The sequence below is a fragment of the Motilimonas pumila genome (assembly GCF_003596335.1).
GTDB classification, from domain to species: Bacteria; Pseudomonadota; Gammaproteobacteria; order Enterobacterales; family CBDFNC01; genus Motilimonas; species Motilimonas pumila.
On the sequence record NZ_QZCH01000011.1, the window covers coordinates 59,607 to 79,039 of the forward strand.

Annotated in this window: 18 protein-coding genes; 11 read left to right on the forward strand and 7 right to left on the reverse strand. The window is 45.7% G+C overall.

Features of this window, described 5'->3' with window-relative positions; all coding sequences use genetic code 11:
• Positions 1-133 precede the first annotated feature (133 nt).
• Positions 134-1,561: an N-acetylglucosamine-specific PTS transporter subunit IIBC gene (nagE, locus tag D1Z90_RS09980; protein ID WP_232525239.1), complete on the reverse strand. Its 1,428-nt coding sequence runs from the start codon at positions 1,559-1,561 to the stop codon at positions 134-136.
• A gap of 667 nt (positions 1,562-2,228) precedes the next feature.
• Between nagE and nagB the strand changes: the two genes are divergently transcribed.
• Genes nagB through D1Z90_RS09995 form a run of 3 tightly spaced genes read left to right on the forward strand, consistent with a single transcriptional unit; the run spans position 2,229 to position 5,418 of the window.
• On the forward strand, positions 2,229-3,029 hold the full coding sequence (gene nagB / locus D1Z90_RS09985) for a glucosamine-6-phosphate deaminase (RefSeq protein WP_119910606.1): 801 nt from the start codon (positions 2,229-2,231) through the stop codon (positions 3,027-3,029).
• 15 nt (positions 3,030-3,044) lie between these two features.
• Positions 3,045-4,181, forward strand: a complete 1,137-nt coding sequence (nagA, locus tag D1Z90_RS09990; protein WP_119910607.1) for an N-acetylglucosamine-6-phosphate deacetylase — start codon at positions 3,045-3,047, stop codon at positions 4,179-4,181.
• 1 nt (position 4,182) lies between these two features.
• Positions 4,183-5,418 carry an ROK family protein gene (locus D1Z90_RS09995; RefSeq protein WP_119910608.1) on the forward strand — a complete coding sequence of 412 codons (1,236 nt, stop codon included), beginning with the start codon at positions 4,183-4,185 and terminating at the stop codon, positions 5,416-5,418.
• A 51-nt stretch (positions 5,419-5,469) separates the two neighbouring features.
• Here the strand turns inward: D1Z90_RS09995 and D1Z90_RS10000 are convergent, their stop codons facing one another.
• The 5 genes from D1Z90_RS10000 to D1Z90_RS10020 all read right to left on the reverse strand — a co-directional run bounded on the left by D1Z90_RS10000 (position 5,470) and on the right by D1Z90_RS10020 (position 10,375).
• Positions 5,470-6,894 (reverse strand): BCCT family transporter, encoded by a 1,425-nt coding sequence (locus tag D1Z90_RS10000; protein ID WP_119910609.1) that lies wholly within the window; start codon positions 6,892-6,894, stop codon positions 5,470-5,472.
• A gap of 104 nt (positions 6,895-6,998) precedes the next feature.
• Entirely contained in the window at positions 6,999-7,559 is a 561-nt protein-coding gene (yfcE, locus tag D1Z90_RS10005; RefSeq protein WP_119910610.1) for a phosphodiesterase, read from the reverse strand.
• A gap of 32 nt (positions 7,560-7,591) precedes the next feature.
• Positions 7,592-7,837 carry a FeoC-like transcriptional regulator gene (locus D1Z90_RS10010; RefSeq protein ID WP_119910611.1) on the reverse strand — a complete coding sequence of 82 codons (246 nt, stop codon included), beginning with the start codon at positions 7,835-7,837 and terminating at the stop codon, positions 7,592-7,594.
• A complete protein-coding gene (feoB, locus tag D1Z90_RS10015) occupies positions 7,812-10,124 on the reverse strand; it encodes a Fe(2+) transporter permease subunit FeoB (RefSeq protein WP_119910612.1) in 2,313 nt (770 codons plus the stop codon). The genes D1Z90_RS10010 and feoB overlap by 26 nt, the downstream gene beginning before the upstream one ends.
• Positions 10,121-10,375: a FeoA family protein gene (locus D1Z90_RS10020; RefSeq protein WP_119910613.1), complete on the reverse strand. Its 255-nt coding sequence runs from the start codon at positions 10,373-10,375 to the stop codon at positions 10,121-10,123. The genes feoB and D1Z90_RS10020 overlap by 4 nt, the downstream gene beginning before the upstream one ends.
• A gap of 355 nt (positions 10,376-10,730) precedes the next feature.
• Here D1Z90_RS10020 and D1Z90_RS10025 point away from each other — a divergent pair, with 355 nt between their 5' ends.
• From D1Z90_RS10025 to D1Z90_RS10050, 6 genes are all read left to right on the forward strand, one after another.
• Positions 10,731-11,075 (forward strand): metalloregulator ArsR/SmtB family transcription factor, encoded by a 345-nt coding sequence (locus tag D1Z90_RS10025; protein WP_119910614.1) that lies wholly within the window; start codon positions 10,731-10,733, stop codon positions 11,073-11,075.
• Positions 11,076-11,096: 21 nt separating this feature from the next.
• Entirely contained in the window at positions 11,097-12,110 is a 1,014-nt protein-coding gene (arsB, locus tag D1Z90_RS10030) for an ACR3 family arsenite efflux transporter (protein ID WP_119910615.1), read from the forward strand.
• Positions 12,111-12,185: 75 nt separating this feature from the next.
• Complete coding sequence (locus D1Z90_RS10035) at positions 12,186-12,680, forward strand: phosphatase domain-containing protein (protein ID WP_119910616.1); 495 nt, start codon at positions 12,186-12,188, stop codon at positions 12,678-12,680.
• Positions 12,681-12,690: 10 nt separating this feature from the next.
• The gene (locus tag D1Z90_RS10040) at positions 12,691-13,704 is read left to right on the forward strand and encodes an ArsJ-associated glyceraldehyde-3-phosphate dehydrogenase (RefSeq protein ID WP_119910617.1); all 1,014 of its coding nucleotides are present in this window, start codon (positions 12,691-12,693) and stop codon (positions 13,702-13,704) included.
• 33 nt (positions 13,705-13,737) lie between these two features.
• The gene (gene arsJ / locus D1Z90_RS10045; RefSeq protein ID WP_119910618.1) at positions 13,738-14,952 is read left to right on the forward strand and encodes an organoarsenical effux MFS transporter ArsJ; all 1,215 of its coding nucleotides are present in this window, start codon (positions 13,738-13,740) and stop codon (positions 14,950-14,952) included.
• 141 nt (positions 14,953-15,093) lie between these two features.
• Positions 15,094-17,316, forward strand: coding sequence for an immune inhibitor A domain-containing protein (locus D1Z90_RS10050; RefSeq protein WP_119910619.1), 2,223 nt, complete (start codon positions 15,094-15,096; stop codon positions 17,314-17,316).
• A gap of 72 nt (positions 17,317-17,388) precedes the next feature.
• Here the strand turns inward: D1Z90_RS10050 and D1Z90_RS10055 are convergent, their stop codons facing one another.
• The gene (locus tag D1Z90_RS10055; RefSeq protein ID WP_119910620.1) at positions 17,389-18,237 is read right to left on the reverse strand and encodes a spondin domain-containing protein; all 849 of its coding nucleotides are present in this window, start codon (positions 18,235-18,237) and stop codon (positions 17,389-17,391) included.
• 232 nt (positions 18,238-18,469) lie between these two features.
• On the opposite strand from D1Z90_RS10055, the gene yciH reads away from it, so the two are divergent.
• Both yciH and D1Z90_RS10065 read left to right on the forward strand, forming a co-directional pair.
• Complete coding sequence (gene yciH, locus D1Z90_RS10060; RefSeq protein WP_119910621.1) at positions 18,470-18,781, forward strand: stress response translation initiation inhibitor YciH; 312 nt, start codon at positions 18,470-18,472, stop codon at positions 18,779-18,781.
• A 146-nt stretch (positions 18,782-18,927) separates the two neighbouring features.
• Positions 18,928-19,431: a DUF3429 domain-containing protein gene (locus D1Z90_RS10065; RefSeq protein ID WP_119910622.1), complete on the forward strand. Its 504-nt coding sequence runs from the start codon at positions 18,928-18,930 to the stop codon at positions 19,429-19,431.
• Positions 19,432-19,433: the final 2 nt, after the last annotated feature.

Sequence of the window (19,433 nt, forward strand, 5' to 3'; positions counted from 1 at the left end):
ATATAGCCGGATATAATCTCTGATTACAGCTGGGAAGACAACTACTAAGGTGCGATTAGCCAAAATTTAAGGCACAAAAAAGGGAGCCTAAGCTCCCTTTTTACAAATCTGATGTTATCAGATTACTTTAACCTTATTGACCCGCGATAGATTTCATTTCGCCGGCAACGATTTCAGCTTGTGGACCAAGGATAACTTGTAGGTTGTTATCACCCAGTTTAACTACGCCCATTGCACCTAGGCCTTTTAGTTCAGCTTCATCGATAACGCTGCGATCTTTTAGCGTCAGACGCAAACGTGTGATACATGCGTCAATCACAGTTAGGTTATCAGCACCGCCTAGCGCAGCTAGGTATTTCTGAGCTAACTCACGCTTGTCTGCGCTTGCTTCTGGTGCTGCAGCACCGGCATCATCTTGACCTTCTTCACGACCAGGAGTCGCTAGGTCGAACTTGGCGATGACTGCGCGGAACACGAAGTAGTAGATAGCGAAGAATACTAGACCTTGTAGGATCAACATGTACCAATCTTTCGCCAGTGGGTTACGGCTAGAAAGTACCATATCCACAAGACCTGCAGAGAAACCAAAGCCTGCAATCCATTCCATGTTAGCCGCGATGAAAACAGAGATACCTGTTAGCAATGCATGGATAACATAAAGTACTGGCGCAACGAACATGAATGAGAATTCTAGTGGCTCAGTGACACCTGTGAAGAAAGATGCAAAACCGGCTGCAATCATGATTGAAGCAACACGCTCTTTGTTTTCAGGCTTCGCAGCGTGGTAGATAGCTAGCGCTGCACCAGGAAGACCAAACATCATGATTGGGAAGAAACCAGCTTGGTACATACCTGTTACACCAACAGTAGCTGTACCTTCAGCGATTGATTTAGCACCGCCTAGGAAGTTAGGAATATCGTTAATACCCGCTACGTCAAACCAGAATACTGAGTTCAGTGCGTGGTGTAGACCAACAGGAATAAGTAGACGGTTAAAGAATGCGTAGATACCAGCACCAGTAGAGCCAAGACCCTGGATGCCTTCACCGAAGCTTACTAGACCGTTGTAAATAACAGGCCATACAGCCATCAGGATGAAAGATACTACGATCATCACCAGAGAAGTGATGATAGGTACAAGACGTTTACCAGAGAAGAATGCCAGCGCTTTATGTAGCTCTACGTGGCTAAAGCGGTTGTAGATTTCAGCAGTTAACACACCCACTAAAATACCCACAAATTGGTTTTGAATTTTACCGAATGCTGCAGGAACTTCCTCTAAAGGAATGCTTCTAATTTGTGCCACCGCGCCAGGGTCAAGCAAGGTTTTAACAACGAAGAAACCCACTAAGCCAGCAAGCGCTGCTGCACCGTCTTTATCTTTTGACATACCATAAGCAACACCTACCGCGAATAACCATGACATGTTGTCAATGATTGCCGCACCGGCTTTGATTAAGAATGCCGCAAGTGCACTATTGCCGCCCCATGCTACTGGGTCAATCCAGTAACCGATACCCATCATGATTGCCGCTGCCGGCAATACTGCGACCGGCACCATAAGTGCACGGCCTATTTTTTGTAAGTAACCAAGAATATTCACAATCTACCTCTCCTTTCCAATAGGTCATTTGTGTATGAATTTATCGCAGGCTCATTTGTATTTTTTTAACTAATTTCACCCACCTAAAATTAGCATGTCGGGCAGTCTAAGGGATTTATTTCGCTTCGCAAATTAATAATCAAAACTTTTGTGATCAGGGTCAATTGAGTCTTGAAATCGCCTCCATAACTGTGCTTTATGCCGCAAAATTGATTTAATAAAAATATCCTAAAGCCTTTAATAGCTTGAAACTGGAGTCAATTTATCTAGCGTATCGCAACACCAGAACACAAAATCCTGCACCTAGATCATTCCAAGTGAATTCCGTCTGGCCTAGCATTAATACTCACAGCAAACTTGTTGACATTTTCGTTAGCATTAGTGAATCACAACTAAGCTGAACACAGGCTTAATCTCATGCCCATTACTTAGTCGCAAATACAAATAACTCTTATTCACCACGAAACTTTCTTCTTAACGCGAATTAATTGTTTATAAAAATGCGGTTTTAGGTTTTTTTATGGCTTTTTTACGCATTTTTACTGGCCAAATCGGGCAACTTAATTTACGCTACTAAAAAACTTATTCACCCTTAGATTGTTTTACATACTGGAGACTTTTTGTCATGAGACTTATCCCACTTGATAACGCAAAAGACGTAGGCCTATGGTCAGCTCGCTACATTGCTGACGCCATCAACAAATTCGCACCTACTGCTGACCGTCCTTTTGTACTTGGTTGTCCTACAGGTGGTACTCCACTGAACACTTACAAGCGGCTTATTGAACTTAATAAGGCTGGCGAAGTAAGTTTCGAGCACGTGGTTACATTCAACATGGATGAGTACGTAGGTATTGCACCGGATCACCCAGAAAGCTACCGCAGCTTCATGTACAACAACTTCTTCAACCACATCAACATCCAAGAAAAGAACATTAACTTGCTTGATGGTAATGCGGAAGATTTAGAAGCAGAATGCCAGCGCTACGAAGACAAGATTGCAAGCTACGGTAAAATTAACCTATTCATGGGCGGCGTGGGTAACGACGGTCACATCGCGTTTAACGAGCCAGCATCTTCTTTGGCTTCACGCACTCGTATCAAGACACTGACGCCTGATACGCGTATTGCAAACTCTCGTTTCTTCGACAACGACATCAACCAAGTACCTAAACTGGCCCTGACTATTGGTGTTGGTACACTACTTGATGCTGAGAAAGTATTAATTCTGGTAACTGGCCATAACAAAGCGCAAGCGCTTGAAGCGGCAGTTGAAGGCAGCGTAAACCACCTATGGACTGTTTCTGCACTGCAGCTACACCCTAAATCTATTATTGCTTGTGACGAGCCAGCAACAATGGAACTAAAAGTGAAAACACTGAAATACTTCAAAGAGCTTGAAGTAGACAACCTAGGTAACCTATAACCTACCGGAGTGGACATGTACGCATTAACGAATTGTACAATTTACACCACTGAAGCCGTGTTAACTGAGCACGCGGTTTTGGTTGACGGTGACGCTATCCACTCCATCGTAGCTGCTGGCGATTTGCCAGCAGGTATCGACACAGTGGATTTAAAAGGCGCAAACCTTGCGCCAGGTTTTATCGATTTACAGCTTAATGGTTGTGGCGGCGTGATGTTTAATGACGACGTTTCGGTAAAAACGTTGCAAATCATGCAACAAGCTAATCTGAAGTCAGGTTGTACCAGCTACCTACCGACGCTTATCACCTCTTCTGACGAAGACATGAAAGCGGCACTTAAAGTGGGTCGTGAATACATGGATGCAACACCTAATGAAGTATTAGGGTTGCACCTAGAAGGACCATACCTCAGCCTTGAGAAAAAAGGCATTCATCGTCCTGAGTTCATCCGTGAACCATCACAAGACATGATTGACCTTATCTGTGAAAACGCAGATATCGTGGCGAAGGTAACCTTAGCGCCTGAAAATACGCCATTAGCGGTTATCAAACAACTAACGGCAGCGGGTGTACTGGTTTCTTTGGGTCACACCAATGCAACCTACGAGCAAGCACAAGCGGCTATTGATGCTGGCGCGCGTTTTGCGACTCACCTATTCAATGCAATGTCGCCGATGACAGGTCGTGAGCCTGGAGTACTGGGCGCGATTTACGACAATGACGATGTTTACACCGGCATTATCGTGGATGGTTTCCACGTTGCTTACCCAAATGTTCGCATTTCGAAAAAAATCAAGGGCGAAAAACTGGTATTAGTGTCTGACGCAACCGCGCCAGCTGGTGCCAATATTGATCAATTTGATTTTGTAGGCACGACTGTTTATTACAAAGACGGTAAATGTTTTGGCGCCGACGGTACCTTAGGTGGCAGCGCAGTCACCATGATGGAGTCAGTGGAAAACACGGTTAAACACGTTGGCATTGAACTGGATGAAGCTATCCGTATGGCCACCTTGTACGCCGCAAAAGCCATTAAAGCAGACGATAAGCTAGGTGCAATTGCCCCGGGTAAAGTTGCTAACTTGGCTATCTTTGACGCGGATTACCAGGTAACTGGCACCGTAGTCAACGGCATTTACAAGCAAAAGTAATATGCATAAAGGGCAAATCGCGAATGTTGATTTGATCAAGCAGGTAAACAGCGCCGCTGTTTACCGCTTAATTGATCAACAAGGTCCCATCTCTCGGGTGAAAATAGCCGAGCTAAGCCAGCTTGCACCGGCCAGCGTCACTAAAATCACTCGCCAGTTACTGGCCCACGACTTAATTAAAGAAGTGGCTCAGCAAGCTTCCACGGGTGGCCGCCGAGCGATTTCCCTCACTACTGAAAAAAACAAATTTCATTTCGTGGCTGCTAAAATTGGGCGACGACTATTAACGTTAACCTTGTACGACTTAGCCGGTGAAGAACAGGCAGGTTTACAATTACCCATACAAGTCACCGAACAGCAAGCATTGATCGACCTGTTAACGTCAACGCTTGAAGCTTTCATTGACCAATACAGCCATAATAATAAACGGTTACTGGCCATTGCCGTGACCATGTCCGGTTTAATCAACCCACAAACAGGCCATGTTATCTATACCCCAAGGTATCAAATGCGCGACTGCCCCTTGGGAGAGTATTTAACCGCGTACTTTAATATTCCTGCATATATAGGTAACGATACCCGCGCGATGGCGCTGGCTGAACATTATTTTGGCAATTCTCAAGATTGCGCAGACTCAATTCTTATCAGCGTTCATCACGGCACTGGTTCGGGTATTATTTCTCGCGGCCAAGTATTTTTAGGCAGCAATCGTAATGTCGGTGAAATCGGCCATATTCAAATTGATCCTCTGGGCAAACCTTGCCACTGCGGCAACTATGGCTGTTTAGAAACCGTTGCTTCAAACGACGCGATCGTTGAACAAGTTAAAACCTTATTGGCCGCAGGACGACCAAGTTGCTTAGCAGAGCAAGAAATTAACATTGCTTCCATTTGCCAAGCCGCTACCCAAGGTGATGCTTTAGCAAGTTCTGTATTAGTCAACGTGGGCAAACACCTCGGCCAAGCAATTGCCATCATGGTGAATCTTTTTAACCCTGAAAAGGTGCTACTGGCGGGTGAAATTATGGCCGCTGAGCAAGTGATCATTCCGGCTATCGAGCAATGCATTAAACATCAGTCATTACCAAGCTTTCATCAACACTTACCGATCATTGCTGCAAAATTTCAAAAGCAGCCCACGGCCGGTGGTTTTGCGCTTGTTAAAAGAGTTTTACTTGATGGTTCACTGCTGCAAACCATCATGGAAGACAAGCCAACCTACCACATCAATCCCTAGAATTAAGCCGAACATAGCCTTGCTTTCACAAGCTCTTCACTTTCCTGGGGGTTACTGGGCTTGCTGCTGGTAAACGCTGCGAATAAAAGCTAGCACCTGTAAACCCAGAATAAGCGTAAACGGCACAGCGCCCACAATCGCAATTTGCTTGTTGAGGTCAGGGTTATTTTTAAACAACAAGGTGATAGCCAACGCAATCAAAATAAAACTCCAAACCAACTTGGTTTTGAGGCTGTCGGTTGCAGTTAACATCGCAATTACATAAATAGCCGAGTCGACACTGGAAATGACAAAGGTCACCAGTAACAGTACCGCCGCAAACGATAACCAATGGCCCCATTGCATTTGGGCAAAAAACATAAATAAGCCTTGGGTATAATCTGACGATGTCGCGGCCACCAGCTCATTAAAGTTGCTGAGTTCAAACACCCCACTGGTGAAGCTGCTAAACCATAAAATCGAAGCAAAGGTTGGGATAAGCACGGTGCAAGTGACAATCTGACGTATAGAGCGGCCACGACTAATACGCGCAATAAAGGGCCCCACAAAAGGTGCCCAGGCAATCCACCACAGAAAGTATGTTACGCTCCACCCCGCGGTCCACTCTTTAGAAGCATCATCAATGCTGAACATAATGTGAGGCAAAAGCTGCAGGTACGAGAGAACTGATTCAAACACAGTGTGTAATACGCTTAACGGCGCGCTAAAAATCATCACACATATCAACATCAAAATCATAAAACTGATGTTAAAAGCGCTAAAGTACTTGATGCCCTTATTTAAACCCAACACTGAAGATAGCGTGTACCCGACAGCCACCACAATCAAAATACCCACTCGAAATGTTTGCCCTAGGGTTTGCTCTGGCAGCAACTGCCCGACTCCCGTTTCAACCAAGGCGATGCTGTTTGACAAAGTGCCGGCGATACCAAATAAAATGGCGATCACAGCAATAATATCAAAGCCTTTAATGCCAGGCGTATTAGCATCAAAACTGGCAGAAACATTCATCGAGCGGCCTTTATTAAAGGCAAACCACCCCATCACAACCGCGGCAATGGCATAGATACTCCAAGCATGTATGCCCCAGTTGTAATACGTGAGCGCGAGGACACGCGCTTGGGGATCGGCAATACCTTTGGCAAATTCAGGGCCATGGGCAAAGTGCGACAGCGGTTCAGCTACGCCCCAAAAAACCAGCCCAGACCCCATACCAGCGGCAAACAGCATGCAAAGCCAACTAAAAAAAGAAAACTCAGGTTGGGAACGCTCGCCAATCACGATTTTACCAATCGGCAAACAAATGAGTAAGGCACAAACGAGCACTAAAAATGAGGTAAACAGCACATAAGCCAACCCTAAATCATGGGTCGCAAAGTGTGTCATGTTCGAAACCAACAAAATGCTGGTATCTGGAAAGCTAATGAAAATAACAGCAGCAATGACGCAACAGACGATGGTTTTTGAAGGGGCCATTCTCAATCCTTACACAACACAGCAGGTTTACCACGAACTATCTACGCGGCAATTCAAATACTTAGCATAGTCGTTTAAGGACTATTAGGGGGAGATAGGCGAGGTTATTTTACTTGAGGAACCAAGCTGCATTGTTGCAATATTTCACCAGAGTCTAGCGCCCTTACTTCAAGTGCATCAGCAGTAATGATGCCGTAACTCGCAGGGTAGCTCTGGCGAGGGATCGCAATAGAGCCCGGGTTAAATAGATATATTTCACCTTGTTGCTTTGCAGCTGGCACATGCACGTGGCCAAAACAAAAAACATCACCGCCACGCAATGGCGGCAAACACTCGGTACTGTAAAGGTGGCCGTGGGTCAAAAACAGTTTTCTGCCAAACCAGGGAATTTGGTTATAACTTGCATCAAGTGGAAACTGCAGCAAACTCTGGTCAACTTCGCTGTCGCAATTTCCTCGCACTGCAATGATGGCGTCAGATAATGCATTGAGCTGGGCCACCACCGCCATAGGGTCGTAATCATGGGGCAAAGCATTGCGCGGACCATGATTTAACATATCGCCCAAAATAATCAAATGATCGGCGCCACTTCCCTCATAAGCTTCAAGTGCATGACGCAGCGAAGCTGCCGCGCCATGGATGTCTGAAATGACAAAAAGTTTCATATCATGCGGTTCTCGGTCATCATGTTCACAGTTTAGCGGATTTCCAGCGTCGCAATTTGTGCTGCGTCATGCCAGCTGTACCAAACTTGGCGTTGTGGCTGACATTGGCAACCAGTGTCCGCCTCTGAAGCCATCGACTTATGAACATGGCCGCGTTTTATCAATATGGCCAACATGGCGTCGAGCCCCGTTGGCGATACTCGAAACGTACGGCATAACTGCTGCTGACTTAAGCGCCCTTTTCGCTTTAACTCAGCTTGTAACTTTTGCAGGATCAATTTGACCTCCCATCGCTAACAAGTCCCCTTTTCGTCGCATTACGGCAATCGTGGCCAAAGTAATTGCGATAATGGCCGCGATCCACGCCAATGAACTGCCAGGGTGCGCCTGAAAGCTGGCTATTTGATAGACTAACACAGCGCTGCCATAGGCCATTGCGCCTGTCCATACGCCGGTGAAAATGGCCCAATTACGACCAATTTCGCGCACCAGTGCGCCCATAGCAGCAGCGCAAGGCGTATAAAGCAAGATGAATAGTAGGTAAGCAAATGCTCCCGCTTTACCATCAAACTTGGCTTGCATATTACTGAATACACTGACGTTCACTTCCTGCTCAGCTGCCGCCTCAGAGAGATCGCCGACTTCACCAACTTCAATGCCCATAGGATCAGAAAAGCTCAAACCTGATAGGTTAGCGGGAATGCTCGCAACCGCTTCTTGTAGGCTTTCGATTAAGCTAAATTCCGCGCCATCTTCTGATTCCGGAGCGCTGTACAAATTGTTCAACGTACCTACCACGGCCTCTTTAGCGAAAATACCGGTTAACACACCTACCGTCGCCGGCCAGTTGTCTTGCGTCACTCCCATTGGCGCTAATATTGGCGTCACGGCTTGCGCTGTGATGCTCAGTACAGATTGCTCACTGTCTTCATTGCCAAATGAGCCATCGGTACCAATAGAGTTAACAAAGCTCAACACGGCAACGACTACCACGATGGTTTTACCGGCACCAAAAATAAACGCTTTAAGCTTATGCCACATTTTGATCCAAACGTGCATTAGTTTAGGCACTTCGTAATCCGGTAATTCTAAAATCATGTTGCCCGTTTTACCTGGCAGTAAAGTGCGGCTTAACACCAAACCGGTAAATATCGCGGCTAAAATACCAATCAAGTACAGTGCAAATACCAAGTTTTGCCCCTGAGAAGGAAAAAATGCCGCGGCGAATAGCGCATAAACAGGCAAACGCGCACCACATGACATAAATGGCGACATAATACTGGTCAGTAAACGCTCGCGCTCTTTGTCAAGGGTTCGAGCGGCCATAATGGCAGGTACGCTACAGCCAAACCCCACTATCATGGGCACAAATGACTTACCAGGAAGCCCCATTTTTTGCATTAACTTATCCACCACAAAAGCCGCACGCGCAAGGTAGCCTGAGCTCTCGAGTAAGGTTAAAAACAAATACAAACAAGCAATTACAGGGATGAATGTGGCCACGGTTTGAATACCCGCGCCAATGCCGCCGGCTAAAATGGTAGTGAGCCACACCGGGCTGCCAAGGTTGCTCAGTAACAAACCAAAGCCATCAACAAATACGGCGCCAAAACTGATATCAAAAAAGTCGATAAAGCTGCTGCCGATGTTAATACTGAACATAAACAGTAAATACATCACCGCAAGAAAAATAGGCACGCCTAAGACAGGGTGCAATACCCAACGGTCAATGCGCTCGGTTGTTTGCAGTGACAACTTACCGGCTTCGCTAACGCTTTGCTGGCAAGCTTGATATATGGCGCTGTACCTTACGTCAGCTAGCTGTAAGTCGATGTCACATTGTTGCTCTAAATGACGACGAACTTGATAGACTTGATTAACGGCATCGGTATTCAACAGTTTGAGTATTGTGGCATCCAGCTCTAAACATTTTAATGCTAAACCTCGCCTTGCCATCGCAATAGGTAAGTCGGTCAGTAAAGGAGCTATTGCGTCCAAGGCTTGCTCTAGATCATCGCCATAAGCAAGGGTTAAAGCTGGCTCAGATTGAATACTGGTTAACTCTTGGCTGAACGCGAGCAACGCATTTTTAAAGCCGTCCACTTGTGATGCCTGACGCGCGGCCAGCGCCACTACGGGGCAATTTAACTGCTTGCTCAGGGCTTTAGTATTTATACTCAAACCATTTTTCTTGGCCGAGTCCATCTTGTTGAGCACCACTATCATAGGTAAACCCAACTCTTTAAGCTGCATCGTCAAATACAAGCTGCGCTCAATCGCGGTAGCGTCAACCACGTTAACAATAAGGTCAACCGCTTGCTGACTGACATACTCAAATGCAATTCGCTCATCAATCGAGCTGCTGTCGCCATTATCATCTAAGCTGTATATCCCAGGTAAATCAGTGACGCTGAAGCTTTGCTGACCAACGTTAAAATGACCGGTCTTCTTATCTACGGTGACCCCGCTCCAGTTACCCACTTTTTGATTTGCGCCGGTAAGGCCATTAAACAATGTGGTTTTACCGCTGTTTGGGTTACCCACTGTAGCTAATGTGATACTCATGCATTTACCCCTTGCTGAGTTGGTTCGATCAAGGCCACCGCAATTTGCTGCGCAAATTCTTGGCGCAGAGCCAGAGAAATACTTTTAGTCCTGATTTGCAAAGGGCCACCCATTGGCGCGTGGCGCAGCATTTCAATGCTCGCTTTAGGAATAAGCCCCATCGCCAATAACTTTTTACGGCTACCCGTATCTATGCCATCGAAGCTGACAATGCTTGCCCGCTGACCGGGTTTTAGTTCACTCAGTTTCACTGCTACACCTTACAAATGAGAATCATTGTTATTTTTACCTATTGTAAAAGTTAGCAGCCTGGCTCTGTTTGCGCTATATCAATAAACCGCTATTAAGGCCGAAAGCAGGCCTCGTTGGGTTCACCGCTTCAAGTGTTGTTAAAGTTAATGCTCGTCCCCTTACGAGCTCCCTTTCATTAAGGCTTTAGTCGACATTACAAATATCCATTTAACTTCAAGTCACTAGGTTAGCTGCTATTACATAGGCAAGGCTTAATATGTGAAAAACCACATATATGAAAATTAACATATATGAAAATTGACATATATGAAAAAACGAATATTATATCAAGTATATGAAATTTGGAGCCTCACTATGGACCCGGTTATTTTCTTTAAAGCACTGGCCGATCAAACTCGATTGCAATCTTTACTGCTCATCGAACATGAACAAGAGATGTGCGTGTGTGAGCTGACTCAAGCCTTGCAGCAAAGTCAGCCTAAAATATCGCGGCATCTCGCCCAATTACGCAAATCTGAAATTCTCACCGACCGTCGTCAAGGCCAATGGGTCTTTTACGCCATTAATCCAGCATTACCTGAGTGGGCCAGAGCCTGTATTGCGTCAGCGTTATCAGATAACCCGCAATTTCTGGCGACCCCACTGAACAACTTGGTACAAATGGGCGATCGCCCTGTCCGAAAAGCCAACTGCTGCTAACCAACCAATTAAGGATCTCACATGGGATTATTTGAACGTTACCTTTCTGTTTGGGTAGGTATTGCCATCATCGTCGGCATTGCGCTTGGTAATTTATACCCACCCGCTTTCACTTGGCTCGCCACCTTTGAAATTGGTCAAATCAATATTGTGATTGCGGCGCTGATCTGGGTCATGATATTTCCCATGATGTTGCAAATTGATTTTGCTGCAGTGAAAGACGTTGGCAAAAAGCCCAAAGGCTTATTACTCACGCTCACGATCAACTGGTTAATTAAACCTTTTACCATGGCGGTATTAGGTTGGTTGTTCTTTAAGGTACTGTTTGTCGAATGGGTCGACCCAAGTACTGCCAGTGAATATATAGCAGGCATGATATTACTTGGGGTCGCGCCCTGCACCGCCATGGTGTTTGTCTGGAGTCAACTCACGAAAGGGGACGCTAATTACACCTTAGTGCAGGTTTCTATCAACGACATCATAATGATTTTTGCCTTTGCGCCGATTGCCGGTTTTTTATTAGGCGTCAGTGACATCACTGTGCCTTGGCAAACCCTATTATGGTCGGTATTACTTTACGTAATATTGCCACTAGTCATCGCGGCTCTGGTTAGAAAGCAGCTGTTAGCCCACAGCCAATCACGCTATGAGAAAGTGCTGGCGCAGTTTAAGCCTTGGTCTATGGTTGGTTTAATTGGCACCGTGTTGTTGTTATTTGCATTCCAAGCCACCACCATTTTAGAAAAACCTTTTCATATCTTTCTGATTGCCATTCCTTTAATGCTGCAAACCTACGGCATATTTGCGCTGTCTTACGGCGCAGCAAAATGGCTAAAACTGCCACACAACATCGCCGCCCCAGCCTGCATGATAGGCACCTCAAACTTTTTTGAATTAGCCGTCGCCGTGGCCATCGCGTTATTTGGTTTGCACTCTGGCGCCGCTTTGGCGACCGTAGTTGGCGTACTGGTAGAAGTGCCCGTGATGCTTTCGTTAGTGGCCTTTGCCAACAAAACCCGGCACTGGTTTGATTAAGCGCATTCATTTTTGTTCATATTATCGCCCTGTTTATCAAGGCATTAACTAAACCATTAAAGTAGAGTGACATATATGGCTCACCCGATCACAGAATTACCATTAGATACTGGCGCCAAGCTATTATTAACGCCTTGCCCAGGCACCAAAGATGCCTCGCTCAAGCAAGCCATCAGCGAGCTTAAAGCCGCGGGGGCCAGCGGCATCTTGACCATGATGCAGAGTCAAGAATTAGCCAAACACCAAGTGACAGAGCTTGGGAATGAAACCCTTTCACAAGACTTAATGTGGTTCCACCTCCCCGTTGAAGATGACGAGGCGCCATTGGCGGACTTTGAGCAAGCCTTTACCCAGCATAAAGCCGCAATTATCGCCGCGCTTAAGCAAGGGCAAAACTTGGCTCTGCATTGCAAAGGCGGCAATGGTCGTACCGGTTTGGTGGCCGCCATTTTGTTACTGGAGATCGGGGTTGAGCTGGAACAAGCCATCGCGCAGGTACAGGCGGTAAAACCCAAATCTTTGCAATTGACCAGTCACTTAAACTACCTCAAACAACTCGCTGCAAAATAGGAATTTAGACATGACAATTAAAGTAGGTATCAATGGCTTTGGCCGCATGGGACGCTTAGCACTACGAGCCGCTTGGCAGTGGCCGGATGTTGAGTTTATCAAAATTAACGACCCTGCTGGCGACGCTGCCACTTTGGCTCACCTGTTAAACTTTGATTCCATTCATGGTCGTTGGCAATTTGAAGCCAGTGCCAAAGGCGATACCATTACAGTGGGTGAACAAACCATTCACTGTAGCCAAAATGCTGCCATTGCCGACACCGATTGGTCTGATTGTGATGTGGTCATTGAAGCTTCTGGTGTCATGCGTAAAAAATCTCTATTACAAGCTTATTTAGATCAAGGCGTTAAGCGTGTGGTAGTAACGGCACCTGTCAAAGAGGACGGCGTGTTAAATATTGTCATGGGTGTGAATGACCAAGACTATAACCCAGCCAGCCATCAAATTGTCACGGCCGCATCGTGTACCACTAACTGCCTTGCGCCTGTGGTCAAAGTTATCCATGAAAATCTGGGCATTAAGCATGGCAGCATGACCACGATCCATGACCTTACCAATACCCAAACTATTTTGGATGCGCCGCACGCAGATCTTCGCCGTGCACGTGCTTGTGGTACCAGTTTGATCCCCACTACCACAGGCTCTGCTACTGCCATCACTCACATCTTTCCTGAGCTCAAAGGCCGCTTAAATGGCCATGCCGTGCGAGTGCCACTGGCAAACGCATCACTGACTGATTGTGTATTTGAATTACAGCAAGCCACCACTGTAGAAGCCGTCAATGAGCTGCTCGCGGCGGCCGCTGCCAATGAGATGGCTGGCATTCTTGGGTTTGAAACGCGCCCGTTAGTCTCTGTTGATTATAAAACCGATCCGCGCTCATCAATTATTGATGCGCCTTCAACCATGGTCATCAATGGCACGCAACTGAAACTTTATGTGTGGTACGACAACGAATGGGGCTATGCCAATCGCACCGCAGAATTAATGCGTAAAGTCGGTCAACTCGACCTGACTAAATAACCCCAAGAGCAAAGAAACACAGAGAGCTTAGCAATGCGCACATTGAGTCAGCTGCCCACAGCCATAAAACAATACCTGATTGTGACCGGTAATTACTGGGCATTTACCCTGACCGACGGCGCGCTTCGGATGTTGGTGGTGCTGCATTTTCACCAGCTAGGTTATGACCCTTTTGCCATTGCCATGCTGTTTGTGTTTTATGAGTTTTTTGGTGTTGTAACCAACTTGCTGGGCGGCTGGTTAGGCGCTCGGATTGGTTTAAATAAAACCATGAATCTGGGCTTAGGCTTGCAGATAATTGCCTTAGCCATGCTATTAGTCCCCGGTGAGTACCTTAGCGTAGTGCTGGTGATGGCTGCTCAGGCATTGTCTGGCATTGCCAAAGATCTCAACAAAATGAGCGCCAAAAGTGCGGTGAAGCAACTTGTGCCTAAAGACGCAGAGAGTCAATTGTATCGCTGGGTGGCACTGCTCACGGGGTCAAAAAATGCCTTAAAAGGGGTCGGTTTTTTCCTTGGCGGGGCGCTGCTGACATTGTTTGGTTTCACCTGGGCCATTGCCATTATGGCGGCAGGCCTGAGCTTGGTTTGGCTGTTTAGTATCGTCAGCCTTAAACAAGACATAGGCAAAGCTAAAAACAAACCTAAGTTTAAAGATATCTTTTCAAAAAGCCGCGCAATTAACGTACTTTCCGGTGCTCGCATGTGTCTGTTTGCGGCAAGGGATGTATGGTTTGTGATTGCAGTGCCCGTATATATGGCCAGTGAATTTGGCTGGAGTCATACCTTAGTGGGCAGCTTTATGGCGGCTTGGGTCATTGGCTACGGCATAGTGCAAGCGCAGGCCCCCAAAATAACTGGGAAACAAAGCGGCCAACCGCCTTCACAATATGCGGCGCTGATTTGGGCCGCTGTATTAGCGTGTGTCACCCTATTACTGACCTTAGCGTTAAATAGCCCCTTGCCAAACTTGTACGTTTTGCCCTTGGGTTTGTTGGTCTTTGGCGCCGTGTTCGCGGTTAACTCGTCACTACACAGTTACTTAATCGTTAGTTTTGCCAAAGAAGACGGCGTATCACTGGATGTTGGCTTTTACTATATGGCCAACGCCATGGGCCGCTTAATTGGGACCGTTTTATCCGGCTGGGTATATCAAATTTACGGCCTCAGCGCGTGTTTATGGATAGCGTTTATTTTACTGATTATTACGTGCGCAATTTCTATACTTTTGTCAAAACACAATAATTAAAAAAAATAAATACGCTTATTGTCAAAAGCTGATTAAAATCGCAAACTCAATATTGATAAATATATTAAGTCACTCCGGTTATTTTATTTTTCATTTTAAATCTATATCTTAAAATCTCAAAATTAAATCAATTGAGGTTTTATGTTTAAGTCACTTGCTTTATCTTTTTTGGCACTTAGCGTGAGTACTGCTGTATATGCTCACGGAAATCATCATCAGCCAAAGCACGCTAAAAACTTGTCTAAATCTAGTCAGCAACAAGGCCCTGCAAGTCAAGTTTCTGCCATAGAGGGAAAGAAGAAATCCATTATTCGTCAAAAACTTATCAATGCGAATATCAACAGCACAGTGCCACTCATGCTAGCTCAGCCGGAGCAAGCCCAAATAGAGACGGTAACCAGGCAGGACCATATCTTAGCTATTCTAATTGAATTTCCTGATAACAAAGCCAGTGACATACAGCCTACTGATACCATCAATTATTATGCTGGTTTTCCTTCTGAGCATTACCAAGAAATGTTGTTTGCTAAAGATACTTATTCTGGCCCAAACGGCGAGCCACTGATATCAGTGCGAAACTACCTTAACCAGCAATCGGGCGGCAGTTATGACATTCAAGGAAATGTTTTTGGTTGGTATCAGGCAAAACATCCAATGGCGTATTATGGTGCAAATGATGAGCGCGGAGATGATGTTGCACCGAGAGAACTCGTTCTTGAAGCGCTATCGCAAGCAGTGAATCATCCAAGTTTTGATATGGCGTATTACGATCAACTTGACCCATATGACCTCGATGGAGACGGTAACTTCGAAGAAAGTGACGGCGTGATTGACTATGTTAGCATTTATCATGCAGCCATTGATGAAGCAGCAGGAGGGCCTGCCGATGCCATATGGTCTCATCGTTGGGCGGTAGATAATTTTGCCCCAGTGGAGCTTAAACCTGGCGTATCTGCATTCTTCTATACCATTCAGCCGGTTGATGCTGCAGCTGGTGTGGTAGCACACGAGTTCGGACATGACCTTGGCTTACCTGATGAATATGACGTGGATTACTCTTCTGACGAACAAGGTGTACCGGGCAGTACCGTTGGTAATTGGTCTATTATGGCCGAAGGGGGGTATTCAGGCTTTATTAGTGGCACCCAGCCAACTGGCTACAGTCCATTTGCTAGACAGTTCCTGCAATCAACCCTTGGTGGTAATTGGTTAAAAGGCGTTAATCTGCATTTAGACCAGTTAGACCATACAGGAATGGATGTTACTTTAAGCGCCGCCGCACTTCAAAAAGCGGGTAATCAAGTAGTAAGGATTGACTTACCAGAAAAGCAAATAGAAGGCGTTCAGCCTTTTGGAGAAACATCTTTTATTAGCCCTAATCAGAACAATACATGGCGTTACCTTGGCGCCCCACTTGACTTGACTGGTGCGACCGCTTCGGCAACTGTGAAATTAAAATTAAATATTGACATCACCGATGCCCAATCACAAGTGTTTGCAACTGCCTATTTCCAGGGTGAGTTTTATCGACTACCAATTCAACTAGCAGGTGAATCATATCAATTAGTAGACTTTAGCACTCAAGGTTGGGTAGATGCTGAAGTAGACTTATCTGGCTATAAAGGTGAATATGTTGATCTATACATTGAATACAAAAACTATGGTGCTGACGAAGGTAAAGGGGTCGGTATTGATAACTTCAGTCTCTCTATTGACGGACAACAGTTAGCATATATTGAAAGTGAATCTTACGTCGATCACACCTTTTTCCTTGACGGCTTCAAAGTCAGTACTGGCGTAGAATCTTATGATCATTATTACTTGTTAGAATGGCGTGCCCACACTGGTGTTGATGAGGCACTTAAATACACTTCTGTTGGCGAATATGCTCCTGGTCTTGTAATTTGGTACGTAGACACTTCGTACCTGGATGTATACATGCGTGGTGATAACTCGACAGGGAATCATCCTGGCGAAGGCTGGTTGTCTGTTGTTGACGCAAATAGAGACCCTATTCAATATAATGAAGACGTCTACGATGCCAATAGCAATGAGTACCTTTATTCTTTCTCTGGCGTAGCTAACTCAGCAACCCAAGTAAAAGACGCGGCTTTCAACACTCAGCCACACATTGCGGATGCGACAAACTATGAATGGCAACCATCACCGGAAATCTATGTTAAAGGTACCTTTGGTGATACCCATAGCAACTTTAATTCACAATTTGCCGATTGGGATGACTATTCAAATTACGTTCGTCCTGCTACAGGTACGAAACTTCCACACCATGGTTTAGTGATTAACGTAGCTGACCAAACTGATGATGGCTTAAACGCAACCATCAACATTAAGAAAATGTGGTAATCACTGTTATCACTGAGTAATTAAGTAAAGCCACGTAGGTGGCTTTACTTTTCCTTGCCAAATCAACAACGATTATTCTATTGCTTCAAAAAACCACACATTACTTGGGGTCCAAGTTGGACTGGAAGTATGTGCATGTACCACTTTGTAAACTACGTCCATGTAAGTCACTTGTTCATCTACTTGGTATTCGACTTGCTCACCATCCCAAGCCATGACTGCGTCTTGTTTTACTGTAATGGTAATGTTCGCTACCGGGTTTAAAAATCGGTGTACCCGACTGTCTAAATCTGAATAACCGCCTTGGCTGTCGGTGTCGCCTACGATGCCCGGGTGGATATGTACGTAGCCAGTTTCACTCAAATATGGGTACATCTCGGCACCGGTTTGTTGCATGCCTGTCGGCGCAGCGGGGATGCCGGCAACTCCGGGCGCACCACCACCATTGACAATCTCATCGTTGAGCTCAGTGCCAGCATCGTAACCATTCAGTTTAATGGTATATGAGCCCGCCTTGGTGGGAATTTTCCAACTATTAAGGCCAACAAAACCATCATTACTTGGTAGCAACATGGCGGCCAAAGATAAATACTCGTAATCCATGGTGTCGATAGAAAATTGATACCCTTGACCCGGCAGGGTTAAACCGCCTTCGGGGTTATATTGCTTGGCGTATCCATACCCGGATTGGTTGATTTCTGAAATCACTCCCGCCGTATTCCCGCCTTCTGCTAACGCAGTTAAGCCGCCAGAAGCCTTAGCCCCAATTTGGTATATGTTAATGCCCGCTTGGTGGGTAGCCACAGCCAAAGGCGTAAATGCAATGCCGCCGGTGGCATTAGTGATGGTGATATCCAGTTCAGCAGCTTGTGCGCTAGCTGAAAAAAGGCCGATAAGGGTAAGTGGTAATAGGGTTTTCATGGTGTCGCTCCTCGTAAAATATGCTTGATGCATGATTTACTTTAAGCGCCAGTTATAACGAAACTATCACGCCAACAAGGCAAGTTGATAACAAAATAAAAACAGTACCTTGCATTAACAACGGAATCATTAAGTAAATATCTCTGTCATGCTTAACTATCGCCTGAAAAGCATGCATTGAAACCCACCTTAGGGTTGTTTACACTGTGTCAAAATTCAAAATGGAGCCAATATGGCACTCGTATATTCCACCGACAGCGGCAGAATAGCCCCTGAAAAAGCAGAAGCAGCCGTTCCCGAATCGGATGGCTTTGTGCGTATTCGCCGAGAAACGAAAGGCCGTAAGGGCAAAGGTGTCACCTGTATCAGTGGCTTAGGTATCGATGAAAAAGCGTTAAAGGTACTGGCGAAAGAGCTTAAAAAGCGCTCTGGCACCGGCGGCAGTGTGAAAGACTTCGTGATTGAGATGCAAGGCGATCAACGAGATTTAGCTAAAGAAATGCTTGAAAAGAAGGGCTATAAAGTAAAGTTTTCTGGCGGCTGACGGTAAGCTCCCACCACATAGTCCTCATTGCAGTGCGCTTTATCGTTACCAAGCGCACGGGTCTCCCTTCGAACGCGGTATATTTGATCTTTTCTTGACCCTGAAACGTTAGTGTTTATAAGCACACAGTTATCAGGTAGTTCATTATGTCGCCATTCAAGGCCAAGCGGTCTCAGCAAAGTCACTCTTTACTGTTTTCACAGATTGAAAACCAACAAAGGTTTAGCATCAATTGGCAAACCCTTGGTTACGCCGGTCTGGTGCCGTTTTTCGTTGCCACTTTTGCTCAGGTTCAACAAACCTCGTTATTTGGTTTATCCGCCAGCCAAGTATTTATCGCCTACTCGGCAGGTATTTTAAGCTTTATGGCAGGCGCCGTATGGGGACGAACCTTGAATCTAGTGGACAACAGTAAGACACATTTTATGCGGATCCACAGCAATGTCTTTGCCTTGGCAGCATTTTTTGCCTTATTGTATCAACAGCAAGGCATTGCATTGCTAATATTGGCACTTGGGTATGCGTTGACACTGCTGCTGGAAATCAATCACTTCTCTTCCCAGCAATCTCCTCAGGGTTATCACATCATGCGAGTGCGCCTAACATTTACCGTTATTGCCTTACATTGCGTTTGGTTGCTGTTGATTTAAGG